Here is a 22,634-nt window from a genome sequence, read left to right as displayed (position 1 = left end):
ATGGTAATGTAACCAGGCTATACCGGCCTGGCACTGATAATGTCACAGATTGGGATATGGGTAAGGGCGCTGTCCTGCAAACTATGCGGCTCACAGAAAACGGTATTATTGATGTTAACAATAAGCCTGGAGAGCTAATGGTAGATACCATTCAGAAGGGGGCAAATCCAATTGTAAACCACGTACTTCCTGGCCAGCCCAGGGCTCACTGGAGGTTTGATGAGGGGGAGGGTAGAAGTACGGTCGATAAAATAAACTTGGCAACTGGGTATATTGATAGCCATGGCCGTGATTGGGTAGGGGGGGTATCCGGTTCGGCATTACTGTTTGACGGTTATAGGTCCGCTGTGGTGGTTGCCCAGGATGAAGTGCCTGTATTTAATGACTCTATTTCTATTGAGGCATGGATCAATCTAGCTGCTTATCCCTGGAATAATGCTCCTATTATTCACCAATCAAGTGGTGTTGGGGGGCAGGGATATTATTTTGGGGTAAATTCCAGTGGCAACCTTTTGTTTACCGCGAATGGTGAAACTCTGGTTTCGGACAGCGTAATTCCGACTAATCAATGGGTTCATGTGGGCGTTTCTGCAGGCAGTAGTCTTTCGCTCTATATCAATGGGTTAGTAGATAAAAGTCAATCTTTAGGGCTTAAACTATCAGTTCCTGATATGCCATTGATTGTTGGAATGAATAATACAGCTTTACCGGCCACTGATGGGGTAAGGGAAGGTGAGTTAAATGAATACAACCATTTCTCAAGCCTATTTGGTATTGAGGGAGCAATAGACGAAATTGCCATTTATGACCAACCTCTTACTGCTAAGGATTTTAGTGATAGCTATAATGGATTTATATCAGCGCAAAAGGAAACTCCTGACCCCAGTGTTACGAAGCGCCAGTTGCCTGACTTGGAAAAATATCCACAAAAATTTGGTGGGGTTTATACCAAACTAGATTTTCATGATGCTTGGGATAGCTTGTGGAGGGTTACAGAAAATGAGGATATTGTTGTCCGTTTTGATAACAAGCCAATTAGTTATGTCTATTGGCGAGGGACATCACATGGCATGAACCTGGTGACGGACAACCGATGGATGTCTGACCAGAGTGTAGAGCTGGTGATTCCCGATCCAGACGACCCTGAAACCCCAGCTTCAGTCAATCCGATTGTCTCTTTAGCTGAGCATATGTCCGATAAGGCAGCCTTACGCACCCATGTTCGCATGATTGAAAATACGTCTGCACGGGTTAAAGTCCACTGGCGGTATGCAGCGGCGGACGTGTTTGACTCACTGGTTATGGATACTGCTTACATTGATGAAGTGCATACGATATATCCCGATGGAGTGGCAATCAGGGATGTTTTTTATCATCCTGTAGCTGATGAGGGCGGAATTGAGTTTTACCAAGATTTTCAGTGGCTATTAGGGCCCGGTCAAAAGGCTGAGGACTTTTTGAATTATAATGCAGTTTCGATTGCAGGGCTTAAGGGTGACAGTTCTGATGTGATTTACCCCATATCTCTGAGTCAACCGAGTGATGGCGGGGACCCTACTCCTTTGCCCGGTAACATAGCGGTATTGAATAGCCAAACGAGCTGGAAAGTTTTCGGTGTAAGCCAGGCTGGAGGCTTCTTTCCATCCTCTAACGAAGAAAGTTCCAAATATATTGATTTCTTGGGAAGTGTTTTTCCCTTTGCTGGTCCGTGGAATCACTGGCCGGTAGCTCAAATTCCTTCTGATGGTCGGTTTTCTGTTGCCAATGACCGCGTATCACATTTTGCTGTGGGCAACCTGGAGGCTTTTGAGTATGGAACAGGTTCCATGATGTATGGCTTTACACAGGGAACAGCGTCTGATTTACAGGGGCTGGCAAAGTCATGGATTTCACCACCGAAAATCGATCCGACTAAAGGTGTTGAAAACAATACAGTGACTTTTGAAACGGATGAAAGGGCTTATCACATGACTGCTGCGAAATCATCGGAGGTGATATCCCTGATCGCAAAGGCTAGTGATACTAATCCTCTGGTAAATCCCGTATTGGTAATTCATCGGTGGGGGTCGAATAAGCTCCCGGAAGTTAGATTCAATAGTGAAGTTTCGTCCGGGGTAAAAACAGGTATCATTAGAGATACTGATGGATCTCCAACCTTGATTGTATGGCTGCCTGTATCGACAAGCCAAGACTCTGCGATTGAGATTATACGTAATTCTGTTAGTGGTGATTAATTCTTAGAGAGAAAGCAAAACAGCTATCCACAAGGGTTGCTGTTTTGCTTTAGTAAGAATTTTTTATATGTTAACTGTAAACTCCAGGCTTTTTGAGTAACATCCTGCCGCCATTTTTATGATCGTTGCTATACAGAGATTTCCATTTTTTCTGACCCTGGGAATGTATGGCTGGGTGAGCGAGTAGTTGATGGAATATCTATTTTTACAAGTAGTCCATTGCAATTTTGTAGGCTGATCTTGGCTTTGTGTAAATTGCAAACTGCTATGACCAAGCTTAACCCCAGCCCATTGCCTTTCGTACGCCTATGTGATTCCAGGCGGTAAAAACGCTCAAACACCTTTTTTTGGTCATCTTTTGGAATTCCTGGGCCGCTATCATGCAATTGTAATTGAAGATAGCTGCGATCCCCCTCGGATCGAGCTGAAAGCTTAACACGTAGATTACCACTTTTTGGTGCGTATTTAATGACATTATCAAATAGGTTCGCAATAGACTGTAGCCACTGTTCCTTGTCTCCATAGATTACATATTGATCATCAAGTAGACTGATTGAAAGATCTATCCCTTGATCCTGGAAAATAGGTTCATAGACTTCAACTAGAGTATCAATGACTCGATGTAAAGAGAAATACCGGAATGCAGATATTCGGGCGCCTTGCTCTACTTGTGAAATCCTCAGCAGGGCATTGAAGCACTCTATGATCTGATCGTTTTCTTCAATAATAGCTTCAAAAGTCTCTTTACCTGGTTTTTCCATATGGAGTAATAATTCGAGCTGTCCTCGTAGGCGAGTAAGCGGGGATTTTAAATCATGTGCAATGTTGTCAGAAACCTGTTTTACGCCAGTCATCAACTGTTGAATTTTATCCAGCATTGCATTGATATTGAGCGCGAGTTGATCGTAGTCGTCACCATTGTTATTAAGTGAAATCCGCTTGTTAAGATCTCCAGCTATAATCTGGCTGCATACTTGGTTGATATCGCTTATTCTTTTGACAGCTCTTCGCGATACAAGATATCCACAGGATAAGCTGATGATTATGGTAATTAAAAATCCATAAAATATAATTCTGTTTTGAGTTTCCAGTAGCTGGTATTCCCGGGTGAAATTTTTACCCAGTAATAAAGTTCCGCCATCACTTAACTGAGCAGCCTGCATAAGGCATACATACGGTTTGTGGTTGTCTCCAAGAGCTGGAGCTATATTTGAAATCACCGTGTAGGCAGATCTTAATTGTAAGTTTCCTGGATTATAACCATCAATATTGCTGAGAATGCTGTTTCCCTTTGTATCTAAAAGTTGTACGCACAGGTCTTCAGTGTCAAGGAAATATTCAGCCTCAATATAATACTTTGCAAGTGACGTTGCATTCTCGTTAATGTTCTCAGCATATTCTGGCCAATCTTCAAATCTTTCATTTGTGAGGTTGTCTATATATTCATGAAAATCTTCAGGGAACTCACTATTAAGGAGATACCACACCAAAATAGAAGGGATTTTTTCCAGTGGTGGACTGATATCCTCCCCCAGTGCGAATAATCTACCCCGAGCTGCAAGATCTTCCTGTTTGCTTAAACCCTGCTTTGCTAAAAGAATTTTAAAATGAGTTATATAATCTATGGTGAACTTTGATGGCGAGCTGTTGTTGTAGATAAAATGTTTTGGCTCAATTTTTTTAAATTTAGGGTAAAGTTCTGGATGAAAAAATTCTTGGTCATTGATTTCTATAATAGAGTCGTTAACTATACCCTCTACTTTAGAAAGCATGGGCTTCGTTAAGGAGTGCTTTGTCAGTAAATAAATGGTCAATAGTGAAATACTGGAGCTCAGGCAGACACAGCTGATAGTGATAATTGCCAGTCGAAAACTTGAGCTCCTATGCAGCTTAATCTTTTGCGCGAAGGACATATCCGGCCCCCCTTACAGTATGAATAAGGGGTTTATCTGTTGGTTGGTCAATTTTTCTTCTGAGTCTGCTTATATGTACTTCAACTACGTTGGTTTTAGGATCAAAATGGATATCCCAGACTTGTTCCAGTAGCATTGTTTTTGTAACAATTTGCCCTTCATGACGCATAAGGTATTCGAGTAGTTTGAATTCTCGTGTTAGTAGTTCTATATCACGGCTTTTGCGAAGTGCTTGCCTGGTTAACAAATTCAATTTTAGGTCTGAAACCATGAGCGACTCATTTGGGCCTGACTGAGGTCGACGTCTACCAATGACTTCGACTCTGGCCAAAAGCTCAGCAAATGAAAAGGGCTTGGCTAAATAATCATCACACCCGTTGCGTAAGCCCTCTACACGATGGTCAACTTCTCCAAGGTTACTCAGCATTAAAACTGGGGTGTCTACCTCCATCCCGCGTAGTGCCTTTAATAATTTCAATCCATGTAAACCTGGAAGCATTTGATCAAGGATTATGACATCAAAGGGCTCGGTACTAGCCTGCAAAAGCCCTGTTTTTCCATCATGACTTAGCTCAACGCGATGCCCTTCCTGGTTCAGCCCTTTTTGCAAGTACAGGCTCAAATCAATGTCGTCTTCAATGATGAAAATGTGCATAAAATTATGATTGGTAATTGTTTTGTTTGCTGATTTTTTCTGGCTGCGCTGTTTTGGATTTTATGTTACTAATCCTTCGCCTACTATCTAATTAAAAAGGGCAGCCTAAGAAATGGCCGAAACTGATATGGTTGTTCGTTGTTGTATCAATTCCAGACAGCAGATCAAGGTTGTTGTTTAATATAAATGACATTTTTTTAACTCCTGCATTCAGCTCTGAAGTGCAGCTTATCAATAGTGCGATTGAGCCTGGATATATTGTGTTTGGTGTCATTTGCCCGTTTGACACTCAATAAAGTGAATTATATTCTATTCTTTCTATTTTTTAAGCTTATACATTCTTGTCTTGATGTTTTTTTGTAATTTTATCCCAAAAAAAATCATGCGAAGTTGCGCTCGGTCTATTATCGGCACTTTAAGTCATCACCTGCTTATTCTTCCTCGAATGATGGCTTGTCCAATAGATAAGTTGCTGGATTGTCAACTTAAACGATACACGTCTATCCAGAAAAATTTCAGTGAGTTCCAATCATTTAATTCATTTCTTGGCTGGGTGTTGATATGGAACACGGTATCGTCATCTGCCTTGCCAACTAACAAGCTGCTAAATACAGTATCAAGCGGAAGCTATGACTATCAGAAAGGATCGGTAAGAGTGTAAGGGCTTTCTTGTCGCAAGAGTTTCGATAAGTTGAAGCATAGTACTTTCTCCTTTGCTTATAAGTAGATTTTTGTTTTTAATAAATTAGTTAAGTGAGAGTTTTATGCCTATGGCTATTGGCGTGTTTGGATAGCCAACTGGCACGATTGGATTCTTTGCTGTCATCATCTGATTATATACTGGCCATAACATTGACATCTGGGGAATTGGTATATGAATACGGCATTGATCACAGGAGCCTCGGGGGGATTGGTCTTGAGTTGGCCAGGATACATGCGGCTAAGGGTGGGGACCTGGTTTTGGTTGCTCGCTCTGAAAGTAAGTTGTTACAACTAAAGCAGCAGTTGGAGAAAGAATTTGGTATTCAGGCGATGGTTATCGTTGAGGACCTATCTGACCCTATGTCGGCACAGAGAATCTTTGAGCGTACCCAGCGGGAGGGAGTGGAGGTCGGTACCCTGATCAACAATGCGGGATTCGGTGGGCATGGTCTCTTCTATCAACGAGACCTGGAGGCCGAGCAGGGTATGATGCAGGTAAATATGGTCTCCCTATCCAATCTAACGCATTTCTATATCAAAGGCATGGTCAGCCGCAATAGCGGACGTATTCTGAATGTTTCCTCTACCGCTTCCTTTATGCCTGGTCCTTTGCAGGCCGTTTATTACGCTACCAAAGCTTATGTGACCTCATTTAGTCAGGCCTTGGCGGAGGAATTGAAGGAGACCGGTGTGACGGTGACGGTTTTGTGCCCTGGTGCTGTAGCTACAGGGTTTGTGGCAGCAGGTAATCTTCATGGGGTAGAACTCTGGAAGAGTGCCCGCTCGGCAAAGTCCGTTGCTACTTGCGGCTACCAAGCTATGGAGCGCGGAGATTTGGTGGCTTTCAATGAGAAAAAGCTAAAGCTATTATTGAATTGGATTGTACCTTTGCTGCCCCGTAAAATGGTATTGAAAATTTCACGTCAGGCGATGGAAAAGTCGTGATCGCAAACAGGCTTTAGTGATGATCAAGCGCGCTGCTAAATTTCTGGTCCCTCATAGCTGGAAATTGATGTTACATGATATGAATATCGATTCAGCCCTGGCTTTGGCTTACGCAGGGTTGCCGGCAGATTTATTGCAGCGGGAGTCTGTGGCCCTCACCCCGACGGAGTACTTTCGTTTCTGGTCTGGTCTTGATCAGGCCTCGGTAGAGACGCCTCTGCCACTTTTGTTGGCAGAGCACCTTACTGTCGAATCTTTTGAACCTCCTGTTTTTGCCAGTCTGTGCAGCGCAAACTTGAATCAGGCTTTGTTGCGGATTCAGCAGTATAAACCTTTGATAGGTCCATTGGATTTGGATCTGGAGATCACTGAAAAGCATACCAGGCTGAGTTTGCAGTGCTATGGTAGCGATGGTGAGATCCCCCCTGCATTGGGATTGAGTGAGTTGGTCTTCTTTACGCACTTGGGCCGCCTGGGAACCCGGGAAAAAATCCAGCCATTGGAATTAGGCCTTCCCCAGTTACCGAGAGACCAGGAACCCTATTTATATTTTTTTGGTTGTTCACTCAAAAAATCGAACGGTGTGAAGATTTGTTTTTCTGCGCAAGATGCCAACAAACCATTTCTGACTGCCAATTCAGCTATGTGGAGTTTCTTTGAAGGAAAATTGAGCCAGCAGCTAAAGGACTTGGATGGAAAGGCGAATATGATGGACCGGGTAAGGTCAGTACTGATGGAACTATTGCCAGCAGGAGAGAGTTCCATAGAGGCAGTTTCTGAGCGTTTGGCAATTAGTAAGCGAACTTTGCAGCGTAAACTTGGTGAGGAAGATCAAACTTTCCAGTCTGTATTACAGGCTGTCAGGTCCAGCCTGGCTGATCATTACCTTGCCAGGTCCAGCCTTCATCTGGTTGAAATTTCCTTTATGCTTGGTTTTAAGGAACCCAACTCATTTATCCGAGCCTACAAGGGCTGGAAGGGAATGACACCACTTCAATATCGTGATTCGATACATTGAACCGAATTGAGTTTTTTCAATTTTATTTAACAAAATTTAAATCTGCTGCGACCAAATTCCTTACAGAGATATGGTCTGAGCATTTTCTCAATAAGGAATTTTTTTTAATTCATTACCTGGCTGGACGATCAGCAAAAATAATTCCATTGTCGGGGTTGACCTCCAGGGCTCTCAATTCTCCCTGATAGACAGCCCGTATCTTCCAGCGACCACCGACAAAGCGCATACTGGTTATCGGTTTGAACCCCAGGCTATAGAGTTTTGCTCTAATAGTGGATGGGTCCAGTGCGATAACCGATGGTGTGGCCCCATAAAGATCCGGGCTGTCGTAGATCGGGGCTGGTTTATTGGGGTCCAGGCCCGGAGGAATTGGATTGGTCAGATTGCTGACGAGCATGACAGTTGCGATAAAACTCATGCGTGGCTCCACACTTCAAAAAAGCCATATTCTTAGTGTGGACAGAGGATGATCACAACGCCAGTGATTTATGATGAATTTTTGAGAAGAAATTATAAAAATACCCCGGCAATGTATTTTGCCGGGGTATGATTAGAAATACATCTTTCAGCCAGATTTTCCAGTATGTAGGACTGTTAACGAGTCATCTTTAGCATTAGGTTCAAGATTTTGTTTGTGAAATTCCCGTAGGGAGGCCGCATCAGTTTTAATAGGTCAATTGGTCCCTGTTGGTAGATCGGGCGCAGCTTGGAAAAGGTGAGGAACCCTTCATGACCGTGGTAGTGTCCCATTCCGCTCTCACCAACGCCACCAAATGGAATATCGTGCTGACCAACATGTAATACACAGTTGTTAATTGATACACCACCAGACATAACCTGTTCTATATAGCGATTTTGCAGGCTTTTATCGTTGGTATAAGGATATATTGCCAGTGGCCGCGGGTGGGCATTGATATAGTCGATGACTTCCTCAGGTCTTGAGTAGGTCATAATTGGTAGTAGAGGCCCAAAGATTTCGCGCTGCATTGCCAGCATATCGCTGTTGACGTTTACCAGAATATGCGGTGGGAACTTGCGTAAGCTATCGTCTCGTTTGAGCTGTCCTCCACTCAGATCGTATACCTTAGCTCCTTTGTCGACAGCATCATCCAGGGTCTGCCACAGACGTTGGTGAGCAGCTTTATCGATAATGGAGGTGTAGTCAGGGCTTTGCCAGTTAGGAAATCGCTTCTTGACCAACCGGGTTGCATGCTCGATAAAATTATCCAGCTGATTTTCTGGCAGGAAAAGGTAATCCACATTTACACAGATTTGCCCTGCGTTCACCATTTTCCAGTGGATCAGCCGCTCTGCCGCTTTTTCGATAGGAAAATCTGGAGCAATAATAGCCGGAGACTTGCCACCCAGTTCTAAAGTGACCGGAGTAAGATTTTCCGCAGCTGAGCGCATCACCGCGCGACCTGTGTTACTGGAGCCGGTGAAGATCAGGTGATCTAACTTGAGACTGGAAAAGAGCGGACCTATTTCGCCGTAGTCGGGGATAAAAGTGAGCTTTTCCTTAGGAAAATATTTAGGGCTGATCTCCTTCAATAACTCAGCCAACCGGCATGAGTTAGTGGACATCTTGACCATCGCGTGATTGCCTGCGGCGAAAACATTAGTCAGCGGGGAGATGCTCAGGTTAATTGGAAAGTTCCAGGGCACTATCACTCCGATCACCCCCAGTGGTTGGGGGACTACGGTATTTTTTGATAAAGGATACGCTTTGAGGTCAACATGGCGCCGCCGGGGTTTCATCCACCTCTTGAGATTCTTGATCGCATCTTTGATGCCTGTGAGCGCTGGGTAGATTTCCAGGAGAATTGTTTCTTCCCGGGAACGGCTTCCGTAATCTGAACAGATGGCCTCTACAATGGCCTCCTGTTGTTCCCGAAGCATTCTTGCCAGGGTTTTCAGGTCCTGGACTCGTTGCTGGTAACTGGGTACCGGATTGGCGTGATAGGCTCGGCGCTGGCTATCCAGCTGATTCTGGAGTAGTGCCTTATCTGCATCCTGCCGGGTAAGGGTCTGGATGGTCATTTTATTATCCTGTGGCGTTTATCTTCGATCAGATTAACCGAATAATTGCCTGGGAGATTGACCAATCGCGTCAGCGACTTGACAAAATGATCGCTGTTACGTGCGTTCCAACCAGTATCACATGGATATTGCCCGGCAAAGGATTGCCCCAAGAATTATTTGGGGCAATCTCATCGAGGCAACTAGGCCTAAGTAAGGGCGTCAACTACCGATAATTAGCTATCTGGTTTGTCAGACAGGATCTCGGCGGAGTTGGGGTCCACTTCCAGTTCGTGTTTCTGGTCGCCTTTGTAGGCTTCGACTTTCCAACGGCCTTTGTCCAGGTCAACCTCAACAATAGGAGTAAAACCCTGTTGCTCCAGCTTGGTCAGCACGGTGGAAAGGGCCATGGCGCCCGGGGGCGGTTTTTCATCGGCGATGGCTGGGTGAATTGCTGTCGCCGCGATAGTGGCCAGTATCAGCTTGTTGATGGGCTTCATGGTGATACTACCTCGCTGTAAAACCCTTATCTTTACTATCCAGTCCCCTACTGGGTTTGGCTTTCGGTCTGGGTGAGGCGTTTTTGGATCGCATCACACCACTCGGTGCTGCCGGGTATAACGCCGCTCAGGTTACCGCCTGTCAGCATAGTCACCGCTGCAAACCATTCATCGCTGCCAACGGCGGGTAAGCCGGATGGATACAGCTTTGCCATATCGCCATTTTGTTTGCCAATAATTTGTTGCTGGACCCAGGCGAACCACTCAGGTGTGCAAACCGAAGCACTGGCCCCTGGCGGGGTGGAGCCTTCAGGGGGAGGGGGTTCCGTCGGAGGCGCGATCGGTTGCTTCATGGCCTCACTGGCTGACTGGTCTGCGGCTGGTGAAGCTTCCTGTTCGGAAGCATTTCGCTTATCTGCCTGGGGGCCGCAGCCGTTAAGAATAAGAACTATGGCGAACAGGGGGATAAAACGGTACATGGGATCTCTGCAGGTGACCGACTTGCTCCTAAGCATAGGAGGGATCTTGCGACTTTGCTGAGTACAGAACTTCCAGGTTGACATTACCCTTCACTCAAATGAGAATGCTTCTCAAATCAAGCTGAGGGTGATATGACTCCCATGTTTACCAGATCTTTTTTTCAAAAAGCGATTGCAACTGTTGGCCTGGTTGGCGCCATTGGGGCCAATGCTGCGGAGCAAGTGAATATTTACTCCTATCGCCAGCCTTTCCTGATTGAGCCGATACTGGAGGAGTTTACCGAGAAGACTGGTATTGAGACCAAGGTGGTGTATGCCAGCAAAGGGCTCAATGAGCGGTTACAGCGCGAAGGGCGCAATAGCCCCGCCGACTTGGTGCTCACCTCCAACACCAGCAGTCTGATGGACCTGCTTAACAAGCAGTTGACCCAACCGGTAAATAGTGAAGCCCTGGAAGACAATATCCCGTCACAATTCCGTGATAAGGCCGGCAACTGGTTTGGCTTGACTACCCGGGCGCGTTTAATTTACGCCTCCAAAGACCGCGTTAAGCCGGGTGAAATTACTCGCTACGAAGAACTGGTAGACCCCAAGTGGAAGGGCCGAATCTGTACTCGCAGCGGCAAGCATCCCTATACATTGTCCTTGATCGCTTCAATGATCGCCCACCATGGTGAGGCGGAAACCAAGCAGTGGCTGCAAGGCGTGAAAGCGAATCTAGCGCGTAAGCCCCAGGGCAATGACCGCGCTCAGGTAAAAGCGATCAGCGAAGGTGTCTGTGACCTTTCCCTGGGTAACAGCTACTACTTCGGCAAAATGATTACCAATAAGGAGCAGCCGGAACAGGTGGATTGGGCCAAATCAGTAAATCTGATCTTCCCTAACCAGAAGGATCGCGGTACCCATATGTTTATTTCCGGTGCGGCGCTGACCAAGCATGCCCCCAACCGGGATAATGCCATCAAGCTGCTGGAATTCCTCAGTGGTGTCGATGCCCAGTACGTATACGCTGAGAAGAACTATGAGTTCCCGGTACGCCCCGGCACCCCACGCTCCAAGCTGATCAAGGAGTACATGGGGAGTTTAAAGAGGACAACCTGAGCCTGACCGAAATCGGTTCAAATGTACCCGCAGCATCGCGCCTGGTAGACGAAGTGGGCTTTGACTTCTAAAGTGTGACCTTTTTACTGACTTGTAAATCGCGGTCCCGCCGAAAGGTGAGGGCCGCGATTTTTTTATAGATGACCTTTACTGCACTGATTTCCCGCGCTTACTCGTCCGGCTCTCGCTGGTTTCTCCTTGTTGCCATTATTGCCATATTGGTAGCTCTACCCGTGCTATCCATTTTCTGGCTGGCTCTGTTCCCGGAAGAAAATATCTGGCCCCACCTGTGGGAAACCGTGCTCCTGCACTATGTCTCCGCTACTTTGATTCTTGCCCTTGGGGTGGCTGTACTGACACTGTTAGCTGGAGTGGGCAGTGCCTGGCTGGTATCCATGTGCCAGTTTCCAGGGCGTCGCTTTTTTGAGTGGGCGCTACTGTTGCCTTTTGCGGTGCCCGCCTATGTGATTGCCTATGTATATACCGATCTGCTGGAATATGCCGGGCCAATACAAAAGGCCCTGCGTGAGTGGTTTGGATGGCAGACCGCGAGGGATTACTGGTTCCCGGAAATACGCAGTATGGGGGGCGCCATCACTATGTTGTCGCTGGTGCTCTATCCGTACGTCTATATGCTCGCGCGTGCGGCGTTTCTTGAACAGTGTGGCAGTATCCGCGCTGCCAGTCGCACCCTTGGGTGTTCTCCCTGGCAGAGCTTCCTGAGGGTATCCCTGCCCATGGCGCGGCCGGCTATTGCGGTGGGTCTTTCTCTGGTTTTGATGGAAACCCTGAATGATTTCGGCACAGTGGACTTTTTTGCGGTGCGTACCTTAAGCGTAGGTGTTTACGATACCTGGTTAAGCCACGGCAACCTGGGTGGTGCGGCGCAGATTGCCAGTAGCACCATGTTATTTGTGGTTTTATTAATTGCACTGGAGCGCATTGGCCGCGCACGGCAAAAACACTTTGTGCAGTCACCGTCTTCCAATCGCGACCGCTATAGGTTGGGCGGTTTGCGCAGTTTGGGGGCCGCATTATTTTGCTGGCTTTTGCTGATTGGTGGTTTTGTAGTGCCGCTTTTTGTCCTGGCTGGCTATGCCCTCGGAAATTTTTCCAGCTACTGGACTGACGATTTTATTGAGATTGCTGGTAATAGTCTGTTGTTGTCAGCCTGCGCAGGGCTACTGTCCGTTTTTCTAGGCCTTTTGCTGGCCTATGGCAAACGACTGCAACCGGGCAGGGCGCTTCGAATTTTGGTGGGCTTTTCCAAATTGGGATATGCACTGCCGGGAGCGGTAATGGCTATCGGTGTTTTGATCCCTCTGGCCGCTTTCGATAATGCTGTGGATGCACTGCTGAGAGAGCATTTCGGCTTTTCCATGGGGCTCCTGCTGAGTGGCAGTATCTTCGCCATTATTTTTGCTTACACCGTGCGCTTTCTGGCGGTTTCCACTGGAGCAATTGAAACCAGTCTAGAGAAAGTAACCCCTTCAATGGATCGCGCTTCCCGGGCATTGGGGCGGAACAGTTGGCAAACCCTTTGGGCAGTGCATTTTCCATTGATACGCGCTGGCCTGCTGACCGGTGGGCTGGTTGTATTTGTGGATTGTATGAAGGAGCTACCGGCAACATTACTGCTGCGTCCCTTTGGCTTCGATACGCTTGCCACTTACGTTTACCAGTTCGCTGCTGATGAAATGCTCGAGCGCTCAGCGCTGGGAGCCCTGATGATTGTGCTGGTGGGTTTGATTCCTGTTGTTTTGTTAAGCCGGGCTATTGGCTGGCGGCGAGAGGGTGCTGCTGAGCTGCTTGAATCTGAGGCACCGACAGTTTGAAAGGCCCGCATATGGGCCTTAAAAAAATCAGACCGGATTATTTACAAAAAAAGCCCAGGGGTTGGAACCAAGCACGATGATGGGGATTTCAACATCGCGTCCCTGCAGGTTGGCGTTGATCCAGTGACGCTCCCCGGTGCTCCGTTGCTGAAGGTTGTCGGCACCCAGTTGCTCAGGTAGCCTTTGAGCAGCAGCGGAGCCAGCTCAACACCGACGGTGTTGGAACCCGTCATACGAAACAGGGCAACGGCGGGTATGCAGGCAGGAAATTTTAAAAAATTGATGACAACGCTGTCATTGATCTTGTAGTATGACTACATAGTTAGCGCGGGAGCGTATATTGCAATTCTGGCGTTATTTCCGGGGGACTGGGAAGCCCGGATGTAGTACATAACAATACAAATTCTTAGAGGCCGTTTCTGATGGCTGCGTTGGGAGATAGGGAAATTCTTTATATTGGTATTGATGGAGGCGGCAGCAAGTGCCGTGCTTCAATCCTCGACAGTGATAATCGGGTGTTGGGCACAGGGGTATCAGGCCCCGCGAATCCACTCCACGGTTATGCGCAAACAATAGATTCGATTGTGCGTTCCGCCACGCTTGCGCTTTCTGATGCAGGCCTTCCGCCCCAAGCGCTCGGTGAACTCGTCGCCGGTGTTGGTCTTGCGGGCGTCAATATGCCTAGCCTCTACAATGAAATGGATGCCTGGGCGCACCCCTTCAAACAGATGTTCCTCACCACTGATCAGCACTCGGCCTGCCTTGGTGCGCATCGTGGTGGTGATGGGGCGGTCATTATTGCCGGTACCGGCTCTTGCGGTTACGCCTGGGTCAATGGTGAGGCTCGTCTTTTGGGCGGCCATGGGTTTCCCCATGGCGATAAGGGCAGTGGTGCCTGGATGGGGATGGAAGCGGTCAAGTACCTGTTTCTGGCCCTGGATGGTCTCGCCGAAGACTCCCGCTTGAAAGATGAATTGCTGTCATCGCTGGAAAGTGCCGATGCCCAGCAAGTGTTTGAACGCATTGGTGGAAAGTCCTCCAGTCATTATGCGCGCCTTGCGGTGCCGGTGGTGGAGTATGCGGAAGCTGGCGATCCGGTTGCGCTGGCGATCGTGCGTGATGGTGCAAGTTATATCAGTGACCTTGCGGACAAATTATTGGAAATGAATGCTCCACGGCTTTCCCTGATCGGCGGTGTTGCACCGCGTCTGAAGCAGTGGATGGCTCCGCATGTTGTGGAGCGTGCGGCGGAAGCCCTGGATCCGCCAGAGTTTGGCTGTGTTTATTTTGCTCGCCAGTGTGTTGCCGAGGCGGCGAGTGGCAGTGCCGGTGCTATCGAAGCTGATGGAAAAGCAGTATTCGGATGATTAAAAAGATTGGTACGGAATTGAATTTTCCCGCTGAGGTCGTTAAGGGAGACAGATCATGGCGATGACGATTATGGAAACCGAGGCCCGTGAAGCCCCGGATTGTATTGCAGAACAGCTGCAGAGTAATGCTGCGGTAATGGCCCAGCTGGGTGAACGCCTGCGCAACAAGCCGCCGCGGTTTGTCATGATCGTGGGGCGTGGATCCTCTGATCATGCAGGCGTGTTTACCAAATATCTAATTGAAATCGAGACAGGTACGCCGACTTTCGCTGCGGCGCCCTCGGTATCCAGTGTCTATGGGCGCACGCTCAAACTGGAAGATTCCTTAGTCATCGTTATTTCCCAGTCGGGCCGTAGTCCTGACATCCTGGCTCAGGCGAAGATGGCCAAAGAGGCCGGCGCCTATACCGTCGCTTTTGTGAATGACGAATCGGCCCCGATCAAAGATATTGTCGATTTGATGGTGCCGTTGAAAGCCGGGCCGGAAAAAGCGGTCGCAGCGACCAAAAGCTATCTGGCGACGTTGTCCGCGGTGCTGCAGTTGGTAGCCAACTGGAAGCAAGACGAAGAGATGCTGAAGGCTGTTGATGAACTGCCGCAGGCGCTGCGTGATGTGGTTTCCGCGGAGACCCAACTGCGCCCGGAAGATCTCGCTGCGGTGAAAAATCTGGTTGTGTTGGGTCGTGGACCGGGTTATGGCATTACCTGCGAGCTGGCGCTGAAGCTAAAGGAAGTCTGCAATATCCATGCAGAGTCTTTTTCCAGTGCGGAGTTCTTACATGGGCCGGTAACCCTGGTTGAGCAGCAGCTGACCGTGATCAATGTGCCGATTGAAGATGAATCCTATCAGACCCATAGCGAACAAATCGCAGATATTATCCGTCGCGGTGGCACCCTGATTAATCTGCATGTGCCTTCAAAAGGCATACACCCACGGGTTGCTCCGCTACTTCTGTTACAGCGTTTCTATATTGATGTAGCGCATGTTGCTGTTAGCCGTGGGATTAACCCGGACGAGCCGGCAGGTCTGAAAAAAGTCACCCGGACGGTCTGAGTTCGACCGCTAGAGCAGGGGGGTTGCGCATGGTTCAGGTGTTGCTGGCAGAGCGTTTGTTCGATGGTGAGCGGGTTCTCAATGATATCCCGGTCTCAATCAATGCCGATGGCAGAGTCGCTGCGATAGGTGGTGACGTGCCGGCTTCTGGCGCGGAGCGCTTGCCCGGTACCCTGGCGCCGGGCCTGATTGATGTTCAGGTCAATGGTGGTGGGGGTGCATTGTTTAATAATGAGCCGACGGTGGCATCGTTGCAGAAGATGGCCGGTGCGCATGCCGGCTTTGGTACCACGGGTATGTTGCCGACACTCATCACTGATGAGGTTGAAATCATGCAGCGCGCGGCGGATGCAATTAGTACAGCCTTGCGTAAAAAAATACCCGGCATTATCGGTGTGCACTTTGAGGGGCCGCATCTCAGTACCCCGAAAAAGGGTACCCATGAGGCGCGTTTTATTCGAGGCCTCAGCCAGGCAGAGCTGGATATTTATGCACGTGACGACCTGGGTGTAAAAGTCGTGACGCTGGCGCCTGAAAATGTTGCGCCGGAGGATATCCGCAAACTGGTGTCGCTGGGGGTGCATATATGTCTTGGGCACTCAAATGCCGATGGGGCGACAACCACTGCAGCATTGGAAGCGGGGGCGAGCGGATTTACCCATCTGTATAACGCGATGTCGCCGTTCCAGTCTCGGGAACCGGGTGTGGTCGGAACGGCGTTGATCCGTGATGATGCGTGGTGCGGTCTGATTGTTGATGGCCATCATGTCTGTGCGGATGCAATTCGCCTGGCTCTGAAGGCCAAGCCCCGGGGGAAATTGATGCTGGTGACAGACGCCATGTCGCTCGTCGGTAGTGAAGAGAGCAGTTTCCCTTTGTTTGAGCGCGTGGTGACCCGCGAGGGAGACAAGCTGACTTCGACTACCGGAGAGCTGGCAGGCTCTCACCTCGATATGATCGGTGCCGTACGAAATATTCGAGACTGGTGTGATGTGCCATTAGAGGAAGCGCTGAGAATGGCCTCCCTTTATCCGGCGACGTTCCTCAACGTGGAAGGTGGCCGACTGGCAGTGGGTGCGCCGGCAGACATGATTTTACTGGATAGCGAATTGCAAGTACGCAGGACCTGGATTTCGGGCAGGGAGGTTCACAGCATTTGAAGTTTTTTTCGTAATACGTTCAAACAACAATAAATATAAAAGGTACTTCTTATGGAATCCGCCGTTAGTGTTCAAAGAGAGACGCGCAGCAGCCTGTTGCCTATGGCAATTATCGGCATGCTGTTTTTCATTTTTGGTTTTGTGACCTGGCTGAATGGCTCGCTGATGCCGTTCCTGAAAGTGCTCTGTGATCTCACAGAATTCCAGGCGCTGTTCGTTACCTTTGCGTTTTATATTGCCTACACCGTCATGGCGTTGCCCATGTCGTTTATTCTGCGTAAAACGGGCTACCGCGATGGCATGGCCATTGGCCTCGCAATCATGGCAGTCGCTGCGCTGATTTTTATTCCGGCTGTGCAAACCGGTAGCTACCTGGTTTTCCTGGTGGCTCTGTTTGGCCTGGGGGCTGGCCTGACCATTCTGCAAACGGCTTCAAACCCCTACGTGGTGAAGGTGGGGCCTGCTGAGAGCGCGGCCATGCGTATCGCCATCATGGGCATTATCAGTAAAAGCGCGGGTGTGCTCGCACCTTTGGCCTTTACAGCGCTTGTTCTGTCTGGCCTAACTGATTTCAATAGTGAATCACTGGCCGAACTGTCTGCGGCTGAACGGGAAACCCAGCTGGCGGAAGTTTCCAGCCGCCTGATCATGCCTTACATCTACATGGCGATTGTCCTGTTCGCGTTGGTTGGACTGGTGAAGTTTTCCGGTCTGCCGGAAATCGACGAAGATGACGCTGCCGAAGCTGGCCAATCTGAGGGAAGCTTCCTCGATATTCTGCGTTACCCCCAGGTTGTACTCGGCTCTCTGGCGCTGTTCGCCTACGTTGGTGTCGAGGTTATTGCGGGTGACACCATCGGCCTCTATGGCGAAGGTCTTGGTTTGTCCAATTACGCCGCCCTCACATCCTACACCATGGTGTTTATGGTGATCGGTTACACCATTGGTGTTGTAGGGATTCCACGCTTTATCAACCAGCAGCAAGCCCTGTTCGGGTCGGCGGTGGCTGGCAGCCTGTGTGTGGTCGGTGTGCTGTTAGGTTCTCAGGAAAGTACTTTACTGGCCGATATCCTGTGGGGGTGGAGTGGTATCGCTCCAGTAGTTCCTGACACCATCACTTTCGTTGCCCTGATGGGGCTGTCGCACGCACTGGTGTGGCCTGCCGTCTGGCCTCTCGCCCTGGAAGGTCTTGGGCGCCTGACCGCGCAGGGGTCTGCGCTGTTGATTATGGGTATCGCCGGTGGGGCCATTATCCCAACCTTTGGTTTCGGTCCTCTGTCTGAAATTGCCGGTGAAGTGCGCACGGGCTACTGGGTAGCGCTACCGTGCTACCTGTTCATCCTTTTCTATGCCCTGAAAGGGCACAAGATACGCAGCTGGAAATAATTCCGCTGCATGGTGCATCAGTCACATTGATTCTCGTCGTTGTATCTCCTTGGCTCTCGTGAACCTGCCCTCCTTTAAGGAGGGCTTTTTTTGGGGGAGGAGGTAAATGTTGGAAGGATCAGCTACCCGGTGCGCTTCCGCTCGAATCACGTACGACGAGCTCGGGGGTGAATTCTCGTTGAACCCCCGCTTCCTTGCTGGCGCTGGCGTTCTCGCCGGATGTTTTACCGCGCGCTTTGCTCAGCACGAGTGCGGCAGCACACTTGGCGATTTCGTTGTTGGGCTGGTGCGCCGTTGTCAGTTTCGGCCAGGTCTGCCTGGAGAAAGGGCTATCTTCGAATCCTACGATGGAGAGCTGGGACGGGATGTCGACATTCATTAATCGAGCGGCAAAGAGTGCGCCGGCCGCCATTTCATCGTTGCTGGCGAAGATGGCACTGGGTGGGTTGTCAGTACCAAGCAATGTTTTGGCACCCTGAACGCCGGAATCAAACGAGTACTCTCCTTTGAGAATCAGGGATTCGTCCACTGGGAGGCCAGCTTCCTTCATGGCCTGTCGATACCCGTCAAGACGACTGTGGGTGGAAATGTGTTCTTCTCCACCGCAGAGGAAGCCGATGCGCTTGTGGCCGAGCCCGATGAGGTGGCGGGTGATATCAAACGCGGCGGCGGAGTCGTCTACCTGAATACAGTTGTCCTGGTCCTTTACATCCGCGGTTTTGGAAACGATGCGTACGTAGTCTACGTCGAGATCCTGGAGTGTCTCGATCACCGCCGGTGTTTCTGAAAAAGGTGGAGTCAAAACGATTCCGGCCACCTTTGAGTGTTCGACCAGATTTTTCAGTTCATCGTGGACCGATGCCGACTTGGAGTTACTGGGATGGATCAGCAGCTCATAGCCCTGGGCCTTACAGGCATTGAGGATACCGTTTTGCATGTCGATCACATAATAGGCGTTCGGGTTGTCGTAAATAAACGCGATGGTATATGTCCGGGAGCTGGCCAAATTGCGGGCGGCCAGGTTGGGCTGGTAATTCAGGGCCTCGACCGCATCCTCGACCTTCTTTTTGGTTGCGGGGCGCACTGAGGGCTCGTTATTGATGACCCTGGATACGGTTTTTATGGATACCCCCGCATGCGCGGCGACGTCGTTAATGGTGGCTTTCATGGGGTCGTCTGGTCCTTGAACTGTTTCATCGGCGCTTGTCGTTGCACCGCTGGTCTGTCCGCCATCCTAGCAGAAATGACCGGAAATTCGCCGTGAGTAGCGTAAGCAGGTGCTGGGTTTGATGTGGATGAAGCTTGCGAAACTGCTACCCGGATTTTCCGTCCTTGAGCTAACTGCTTTCAATTAAATGGTTTTGGTATCTACGAAGCGCGGAATGTCGTTACATCAATCGCTCGGACCGAAGGTTTTTTTACTCCAAAGACGGTAGCAATTCCGGGTAATCCTGTGTATCTTCGATAATTTAGAATGACAGCGCTATCATAACCCTAAATGACAGCGCTATCATCCTGCGGTACGAGGTGAAACAAAAAAAATTACTCACAACCTTCATATCAATAATAAGCAAGGAAGGGGAAATCGATGCTAAAGCGCAATCAACTCGCTCTGTCTATCAGTGCGGCTGTACTTAGTGGTGGCTTGATGGCTCCGCTGGCTATTGCCCAGTCGGATGAAGCTCTTGAGGAAGTCTCTGTAACCGGTATTCGTGGCTCTCTCCAGGATGCCTTGAGCACAAAGCGAAATGCTGGTGCAATTGTCGACGCAATTTCTGCGGAAGACGTCGGTAAGTTCCCGGACAAGAACATCGCTGAATCTCTATCCCGTATCACGGGTGTGGCGGTAAGCCGCGAGTTCGGTGAAGGGGAACGTGTTTCTATTCGTGGTGCGGGCCCAGATTACAACCGTACAACCCTGAACGGTCAATCCGTCGGTACTGCTGACTGGTTCATTCTGGATAATCCGTCTCGCAGCTTCAACTTTACCCTGCTGCCATCCACTTTGATCTCCTCCCTCGAGGTAACCAAGAGTCCGCAGGCTTCTCAGGACGAAGGTTCCTTGGGTGGTACCGTTAACGTACGTACTCACCGCCCCCTTGACCTCGACGCGGGTCAGGCTGCGATTGCAGTAGAGAGCATCTACTCCGAAACTTCGGAAGAGTATGACCCGAGTATTTCTGGCCAGTACTCCTGGAAGAACGATAGCGAAACCTTTGGTGTGTTGGTATCTGCGGCCAAGCAAGACCGCACTGTCCAGCGTTCCGGTTTTGAAGTGCTGTCCTGGACCGACGAAGCCACTCCTGGCGTAATGGTTCCCGGTACCATGGGTACCCCGACTTTCTTCCAGGAGCGCGAGCGCGAAACTGTATTCCTGTCTGCTCAGCTGCGTCCGACCGACGAGCTGCAGCTGACTCTGGACGTGCTGGACACCAGCATGGACGCGGATAACATGAATGCCAACTGGCTGGTATTCGCAGGAGACAATGCGGTCGATCATGCAACTAATGGTCAGCTGAGTGGCAACAGTGTCGTGGCCTCCCAGGTTTCTGGTGACGGCCGTGGTGTTGTGAACTGGATCAACCGCGTATCTTCCTCTGAATCTCAGTCCTATACCCTGACTGCCGAATATGAAACTGATGTATTCAGCTTGGATGTTGTTGCCGGTAATACTTCTGCCAAGGGCGGTACCTATCGCGAGACCTCTTGGGAGTATGGTTGGTCCGGTGGCGACTATGAGTTTGACCTGAACGCTCCATCTCTTGACTCCAATCCAGCGCCTAGTGATGCAGATGCCTATGCCGCTGGCTGGATCTGGGGCGGTGAGCGCCCGACCACTGATGAAGAAACTTACTTCCAGGTAGATCTCGAGCTGCCGATCGCGGCGGGTGCATTTACTTCTATCGAGACGGGTGTCAAGGTTCGCAGCGCCGAGCGTACCCAGCAGCGTATCGTATACAGCTGGCATGGTCCTGAGACTATGACTGGCAATGAGGATCTCGCTGGCTCATACCTTGATTATATCTTCGCAAATTGCCCGACTTTATCTTCTTGTGGTTTGAACTCTGGCGGCGTTGTGAGCTTTGATACACCCGCCGGTGGTAACTCCACCACCGCACTGGCGCAAATGCGTGACGTGATGGAACAAATTGCGTTTGTTGGCTTGAATGGTGTCAGTGCCGATTACGCGCGCTCTCTCGAACTGGCAAATAACTGGGCAGTAGAGGAAGATATTTTTGCGGTATACGTTCAGGCGAATTTCGAGGGCGACAACTACCGCGGTAACTTTGGTCTGCGCTATGTGTCTACAGAGCAAGCCTCTTCAGGCTACGAGTTCAGCAGCGATTCCTGGGGCTTCCAAACGGTTGATCGCGATTGGTTGAACCCGTCTTACCTGGCCTGGGTCGCGGAAGATAACGACTACAGCGAAATCCTGCCGAGCTTTAACATTGCTTATGATCTGAATGACGATATGGTGATTCGTACTGCGGTTGCCCGTGTTATGGCTCGTCAGAATTGGAACCAGATTTCTCCGTTCGAGACCTTTGGTGCTCTGAATGCACCGGACCCGCAGGGTCAGGCCGGTAACCCTCAGCTGGAGCCGTTCCTGGCGGACCAGTTAGACGTTTCCTACGAGTGGTACTACGGTGATGTGTCTGCGTTCTCCGCAACGACCTTTATTAAAAAGAACCACAGCTACCTGGCTCAGGAGACCTTTACCGAAGCGCGTTACGATGAACAGACTGATACCTGGGTTGACGTTGACTTTAGTCGTCCGGTGAATGGCGATGGTGGCCTGGTCGCTGGTGTCGAGCTGGCTGTGCTGCACGACTTCGACAACGGCTTTGGTGTTCAGGCGAACTACACCTACACCGATACTGGTTCCGATAGTGTTGTTGGTATCTCCGATACCATGGCTAACCTGATGGGTTACTACGAAAACGATACCTTCGGTGCGCGGATGATGTACAACTATCGCTCTGAGTGGAGCAAGGGCTTCCATTGGAACGGTAACCCACTGTCCAATGACGCGTTTGGTCAGCTGGATGCAAGCTTCTCGTACAACGTCACTGACAACGCACAGATCACTCTGGAAGCAGTGAACCTCACCAATGAGCAGGTCGTGGAGTACAGCGAATATGAGGATCGTCTCATGTCCCTGTATGAAAATGGACGTCGTTTCGTTGTGGGAGCACGATACAACTTCTAATCGAAGTTGAACGGAAAAAGCCGGGCATTGCCCGGCTTTTTTGTCGCTGCATT

General features: G+C 49.6%; 17 protein-coding genes. 10 read left to right on the top strand and 7 right to left on the bottom strand.

Annotated elements, in window-relative coordinates:
* Positions 1–56 precede the first annotated feature (56 nt).
* Positions 57–2,234 carry a LamG domain-containing protein gene (locus GL2_RS00865; protein ID WP_143728854.1) on the top strand — a complete coding sequence of 726 codons (2,178 nt, stop codon included), beginning with the start codon at positions 57–59 and terminating at the stop codon, positions 2,232–2,234.
* Positions 2,235–2,362: 128 nt separating this feature from the next.
* Here the strand turns inward: GL2_RS00865 and GL2_RS00860 are convergent, their stop codons facing one another.
* Together GL2_RS00860 and GL2_RS00855 are read right to left on the bottom strand one after the other, a co-directional pair.
* Positions 2,363–4,006 carry a HAMP domain-containing sensor histidine kinase gene (locus GL2_RS00860; RefSeq protein WP_172621014.1) on the bottom strand — a complete coding sequence of 548 codons (1,644 nt, stop codon included), beginning with the start codon at positions 4,004–4,006 and terminating at the stop codon, positions 2,363–2,365.
* Between the two features lie 118 nt (positions 4,007–4,124).
* Entirely contained in the window at positions 4,125–4,802 is a 678-nt protein-coding gene (locus GL2_RS00855) for a response regulator transcription factor (RefSeq protein ID WP_143728852.1), read from the bottom strand.
* Positions 4,803–5,654: 852 nt separating this feature from the next.
* Here GL2_RS00855 and GL2_RS00850 point away from each other — a divergent pair.
* Both GL2_RS00850 and GL2_RS00845 read left to right on the top strand, forming a co-directional pair.
* Positions 5,655–6,449, top strand: coding sequence for an SDR family oxidoreductase (locus GL2_RS00850; RefSeq protein ID WP_232053724.1), 795 nt, complete (start codon positions 5,655–5,657; stop codon positions 6,447–6,449).
* Positions 6,450–6,468: 19 nt separating this feature from the next.
* Positions 6,469–7,467 carry an AraC family transcriptional regulator gene (locus GL2_RS00845; RefSeq protein ID WP_143728851.1) on the top strand — a complete coding sequence of 333 codons (999 nt, stop codon included), beginning with the start codon at positions 6,469–6,471 and terminating at the stop codon, positions 7,465–7,467.
* Positions 7,468–7,579: 112 nt separating this feature from the next.
* Here GL2_RS00845 and GL2_RS00840 read toward each other — a convergent pair whose 3' ends face one another.
* From GL2_RS00840 to GL2_RS00825, 4 genes are all read right to left on the bottom strand, one after another.
* On the bottom strand, positions 7,580–7,885 hold the full coding sequence (locus GL2_RS00840) for a hypothetical protein (protein ID WP_143728850.1): 306 nt from the start codon (positions 7,883–7,885) through the stop codon (positions 7,580–7,582).
* A 176-nt stretch (positions 7,886–8,061) separates the two neighbouring features.
* On the bottom strand, positions 8,062–9,507 hold the full coding sequence (locus tag GL2_RS00835) for a coniferyl aldehyde dehydrogenase (protein WP_143728849.1): 1,446 nt from the start codon (positions 9,505–9,507) through the stop codon (positions 8,062–8,064).
* 215 nt (positions 9,508–9,722) lie between these two features.
* Complete coding sequence (locus tag GL2_RS00830) at positions 9,723–9,986, bottom strand: PepSY domain-containing protein (RefSeq protein WP_143728848.1); 264 nt, start codon at positions 9,984–9,986, stop codon at positions 9,723–9,725.
* A 47-nt stretch (positions 9,987–10,033) separates the two neighbouring features.
* Positions 10,034–10,465, bottom strand: coding sequence for a hypothetical protein (locus GL2_RS00825; RefSeq protein ID WP_143728847.1), 432 nt, complete (start codon positions 10,463–10,465; stop codon positions 10,034–10,036).
* A gap of 141 nt (positions 10,466–10,606) precedes the next feature.
* Between GL2_RS00825 and GL2_RS00820 the strand changes: the two genes are divergently transcribed.
* The 6 genes from GL2_RS00820 (at position 10,607) to GL2_RS00795 (ending at position 18,371) form a co-directional block, all read left to right on the top strand.
* On the top strand, positions 10,607–11,566 hold the full coding sequence (locus tag GL2_RS00820) for an extracellular solute-binding protein (RefSeq protein WP_197736497.1): 960 nt from the start codon (positions 10,607–10,609) through the stop codon (positions 11,564–11,566).
* A gap of 140 nt (positions 11,567–11,706) precedes the next feature.
* Entirely contained in the window at positions 11,707–13,401 is a 1,695-nt protein-coding gene (locus GL2_RS00815) for an iron ABC transporter permease (protein ID WP_143728846.1), read from the top strand.
* Positions 13,402–13,823: 422 nt separating this feature from the next.
* The gene (gene nagK, locus GL2_RS00810) at positions 13,824–14,768 is read left to right on the top strand and encodes an N-acetylglucosamine kinase (RefSeq protein ID WP_143728845.1); all 945 of its coding nucleotides are present in this window, start codon (positions 13,824–13,826) and stop codon (positions 14,766–14,768) included.
* A gap of 58 nt (positions 14,769–14,826) precedes the next feature.
* On the top strand, positions 14,827–15,825 hold the full coding sequence (gene nagB-II / locus GL2_RS00805) for a glucosamine-6-phosphate deaminase NagB-II (protein WP_143728844.1): 999 nt from the start codon (positions 14,827–14,829) through the stop codon (positions 15,823–15,825).
* Between the two features lie 29 nt (positions 15,826–15,854).
* A complete protein-coding gene (gene nagA, locus GL2_RS00800) occupies positions 15,855–16,985 on the top strand; it encodes an N-acetylglucosamine-6-phosphate deacetylase (protein ID WP_143728843.1) in 1,131 nt (376 codons plus the stop codon).
* A 51-nt stretch (positions 16,986–17,036) separates the two neighbouring features.
* The gene (locus tag GL2_RS00795; protein WP_143728842.1) at positions 17,037–18,371 is read left to right on the top strand and encodes a sugar MFS transporter; all 1,335 of its coding nucleotides are present in this window, start codon (positions 17,037–17,039) and stop codon (positions 18,369–18,371) included.
* Positions 18,372–18,489: 118 nt separating this feature from the next.
* Here the strand turns inward: GL2_RS00795 and GL2_RS00790 are convergent, their stop codons facing one another.
* Positions 18,490–19,539 carry a LacI family DNA-binding transcriptional regulator gene (locus GL2_RS00790; protein ID WP_143728841.1) on the bottom strand — a complete coding sequence of 350 codons (1,050 nt, stop codon included), beginning with the start codon at positions 19,537–19,539 and terminating at the stop codon, positions 18,490–18,492.
* 420 nt (positions 19,540–19,959) lie between these two features.
* On the opposite strand from GL2_RS00790, the gene GL2_RS00785 reads away from it, so the two are divergent.
* A complete protein-coding gene (locus tag GL2_RS00785) occupies positions 19,960–22,581 on the top strand; it encodes a TonB-dependent receptor (RefSeq protein ID WP_143728840.1) in 2,622 nt (873 codons plus the stop codon).
* Positions 22,582–22,634 lie beyond the last annotated feature (53 nt).

Origin of the sequence: Microbulbifer sp. GL-2 (genome assembly GCF_007183175.1) — a bacterium.
GTDB lineage: Bacteria > Pseudomonadota > Gammaproteobacteria > Pseudomonadales > Cellvibrionaceae > Microbulbifer.
The sequence above is the reverse complement of the archived record's forward strand: the minus strand, read 5'-3'. Positions and strand labels throughout refer to the sequence as shown.

What these genes read in the sequence shown, in the direction of transcription:
- GL2_RS00865 (WP_143728854.1), top strand. Translation starts at nt 57, where the DNA reads ATGGGTAAGGGCGCTGTCCTGCAAACTATGCGGCTCACAGAAAACGGT.
- GL2_RS00860 (WP_172621014.1), bottom strand. Translation starts at nt 4,006, where the DNA reads ATGCTTTCTAAAGTAGAGGGTATAGTTAACGACTCTATTATAGAAATC.
- GL2_RS00855 (WP_143728852.1), bottom strand. Translation starts at nt 4,802, where the DNA reads ATGCACATTTTCATCATTGAAGACGACATTGATTTGAGCCTGTACTTG.
- GL2_RS00845 (WP_143728851.1), top strand. Translation starts at nt 6,469, where the DNA reads ATGATCAAGCGCGCTGCTAAATTTCTGGTCCCTCATAGCTGGAAATTG.
- GL2_RS00840 (WP_143728850.1), bottom strand. Translation starts at nt 7,885, where the DNA reads ATGAGTTTTATCGCAACTGTCATGCTCGTCAGCAATCTGACCAATCCA.
- GL2_RS00835 (WP_143728849.1), bottom strand. Translation starts at nt 9,507, where the DNA reads ATGACCATCCAGACCCTTACCCGGCAGGATGCAGATAAGGCACTACTC.
- GL2_RS00830 (WP_143728848.1), bottom strand. Translation starts at nt 9,986, where the DNA reads ATGAAGCCCATCAACAAGCTGATACTGGCCACTATCGCGGCGACAGCA.
- GL2_RS00825 (WP_143728847.1), bottom strand. Translation starts at nt 10,465, where the DNA reads ATGTACCGTTTTATCCCCCTGTTCGCCATAGTTCTTATTCTTAACGGC.
- GL2_RS00820 (WP_197736497.1), top strand. Translation starts at nt 10,607, where the DNA reads ATGTTTACCAGATCTTTTTTTCAAAAAGCGATTGCAACTGTTGGCCTG.
- GL2_RS00815 (WP_143728846.1), top strand. Translation starts at nt 11,707, where the DNA reads ATGACCTTTACTGCACTGATTTCCCGCGCTTACTCGTCCGGCTCTCGC.
- nagK (WP_143728845.1), top strand. Translation starts at nt 13,824, where the DNA reads ATGGCTGCGTTGGGAGATAGGGAAATTCTTTATATTGGTATTGATGGA.
- nagB-II (WP_143728844.1), top strand. Translation starts at nt 14,827, where the DNA reads ATGGCGATGACGATTATGGAAACCGAGGCCCGTGAAGCCCCGGATTGT.
- nagA (WP_143728843.1), top strand. Translation starts at nt 15,855, where the DNA reads ATGGTTCAGGTGTTGCTGGCAGAGCGTTTGTTCGATGGTGAGCGGGTT.
- GL2_RS00795 (WP_143728842.1), top strand. Translation starts at nt 17,037, where the DNA reads ATGGAATCCGCCGTTAGTGTTCAAAGAGAGACGCGCAGCAGCCTGTTG.
- GL2_RS00790 (WP_143728841.1), bottom strand. Translation starts at nt 19,539, where the DNA reads ATGAAAGCCACCATTAACGACGTCGCCGCGCATGCGGGGGTATCCATA.
- GL2_RS00785 (WP_143728840.1), top strand. Translation starts at nt 19,960, where the DNA reads ATGCTAAAGCGCAATCAACTCGCTCTGTCTATCAGTGCGGCTGTACTT.